Here is a 2,354-nt window from a genome sequence, read left to right as displayed (position 1 = left end):
GTTGAGCGGCGGCGTATTCGGTCGGCTTGGCGGTGTTGAAACTGATGAAGCCGGGCAGGTTGTTGTTCTCCGTGCCCAGACCATACGCCACCCACGAGCCGATGCTCGGGCAGGGCCGCAGACGGTCGCCGGTGTGCAGTTGCAGCATCGACTGCGCGTGGATGCTCGTGTCGGCCGTCATGCCGTTGAGAACGCAAAGCTTGTCCGCATGCCGCGCGATGTTCGGCAGCAGTTCCGACACCCACAGGCCGCTTTCACCGCGCCGTTTGAACTCCGCCACCGAACCGGCGTGCGGCTTCTGCCCGACCTGCGGCTTGTAATCAAACGTGTCCATTTGCGCCGGGCCGCCGGACATGTTCAGAAAGATCACGCGCTGTGCCCTCGCACGCAGCCGTGGCGGCCGGGCATCCAGGCCCGCGCCCGCCGCGTTCGCGATTCCCGACATCGCCACATAGCCAAACCCGCACGAGGCAGCGTGCAGCATCTGGCGGCGGGAGAAGGTGGGGGTGGAACGCATGGAAGTGACCGGCAAACTACGGGCAAGACGGCGCGCTACTTTCGATGGAACACGCTCAGCCCTTCTTCGACGCCTTCGCCTTCGGGTTGAAGGCCAGGGCGAGATCAAGCCAGTGCTTCAACTGTGCCTCCGACGCATGACCACGCGGTTCGACGAAGACGTAGCCCTTCATCGGACGCCCAGTGAAGTCCATCGGCTTGCAGCCAGCACGCTTCAAAGCAGCCGCCTCATCCGCAGGATCGAGCCGCACCATGAGTCGTTCGTCGAGAATGCCGACGCACATCTTGTCATCCACCATGAAGCACAGGCCGCCAAACATGGCCTTGGTGGCAAAGCGCACCCGCCGTGCGGTAAAGGCATCGATCACGCGATCAGCAAGAGACGGATCGTAGGCCATAGTCGTGGGCAGACTGCTTCGTCACACCAGAATATCGCGGATCACATTGCCAAAGTCCTGCTCAAGACGCTGACGGCCGGGAACCATCATGCGATGGTTGAGTCCGAGTTGATGCAGAACCGTGGCGTGCAGATCGGTGACGTATTGGCGGCCTTCGACGGCGTGAAAGCCGAGTTCATCGGTGGCGCCGTGCACGAAGCCGCCTTTGACTCCGCCACCGGCCATCAGGCAGGTGAAACCGTGCGGATGATGATCGCGCCCGGTACCGCTGACGTTCTTGTCACGGAACTCCGCGCCCGGTGTGCGACCGAATTCGGTGCCCCAGACAATGAGCGTTTCATCGAGCATGCCGCGCTGTTTGAGATCGTGAATAAGACCCGCGATGGGCTGGTCGATCTCGGCGCACATCGGCGGCATGAGCTTGGCGATGTCCTTGTGATGATCCCAACGGCCAGCGTTGCCGCTGTAGCCATGGAAGAGCTGCACGAAGCGCACGCCCTGCTCCACGAGACGACGTGCAGCGAGGCATTGCGATCCAAAAGCCAGGCATTCTTTGCGATCGAGACCGTAGAGCTGCTTCACGTGCTCGGGCTCCTTGGAGAAATCCATCAGGCCCGGCACGGCCATCTGCATCTGGAAAGCGAGCTCGTAAGCTTTGATACGGGCGTTGAGCTGTGCGTCCGTCGGATAGTCGATGCCGGAAAGCTGGTTCAATTCGCCGATGAGGCTGAAGGCGTCGCGCTGCTCGTCCGGCGTGAGATTCGGATCGGCGGGATGCACATACGACAGCGGGTTCTTCGGATCCACCTTGAGCCGCACGCCGCCGTATTCCGGCCCGAGATACGCGCTGCCGTAGGTGAAGGAGCGCCCGCAGCAGTCGGCGCTGGGTTCACCCAGCACCACAAACTCCGGCAGGTTCGCATTCAGCGTGCCGAGACCGTAGCTGGCCCAGGCGCCGACCGTGGGATGCCCGGTGTCGCCGATCTTGCGGCCGGTGTGGAAGGTGAGCTGCGCGCCGTGATTGTTGTCGATCGTCCACATGCCGCGCAGGAAGGAGAGATCGTCCGCTACGCCGCCGATGTGCGGGAAGAGGTCGCTGACCTCGATGCCGCTCTGGCCGTACTTTTTGTGACCGGCGATCAGCGGCATCAGCTTCTTGAAGACCTCACGCTTCTCCTTGCCGGGCTCGGCGAGGATTTTGTTGATGCGCGATTGATCGGCCGCTTCGCGATATGGTGTTTCGTCGATGGACATGCCACCGTATTTCGTGAGCTCGGGCTTCGGATCAAAGCTCTCCATGTGGCTCGTTCCGCCGATCATGAACATCCAGATCACGGACTTCGCCTTCGCCTCGCCCGTCTGCCACGCCGTCAGCACATCGGTCTCCGAAGGCGCGGCCTGCGCCACGCCGTCGCGAAACATCATCGCATTGAGCGCCAG

3 protein-coding genes are annotated in these 2,354 nt (G+C 62.4%); all 3 read right to left on the bottom strand.

Translation table 11 applies throughout. From position 1 onward, the window contains the following. Positions 1-517: DUF1501 domain-containing protein (locus tag KDL09_RS18780; RefSeq protein WP_294388627.1), on the bottom strand; the 517-nt coding region annotated here is incomplete at its 3' end. Between the two features lie 55 nt (positions 518-572). Further along, positions 573-914 (bottom strand): TfoX/Sxy family protein, encoded by a 342-nt coding sequence (locus tag KDL09_RS18775; RefSeq protein WP_294388625.1) that lies wholly within the window; start codon positions 912-914, stop codon positions 573-575. A gap of 21 nt (positions 915-935) precedes the next feature. Continuing rightward, positions 936-2,354 (bottom strand): DUF1501 domain-containing protein (locus tag KDL09_RS18770; RefSeq protein ID WP_294388623.1); only part of this gene is annotated, 1,419 nt, incomplete at its 5' end.

The sequence above is a fragment of the Prosthecobacter sp. genome (assembly GCF_020439865.1).
Lineage (GTDB): Bacteria > Verrucomicrobiota > Verrucomicrobiia > Verrucomicrobiales > Verrucomicrobiaceae > Prosthecobacter.
Note: the sequence above shows the minus strand (reverse complement) of the source record. Positions and strands in the feature narration are given on the sequence as shown.

Coding starts and splice junctions, on each gene's coding strand:
- KDL09_RS18775 (WP_294388625.1), bottom strand. CDS start 914: ATGGCCTACGATCCGTCTCTTGCTGATCGCGTGATCGATGCCTTTACC.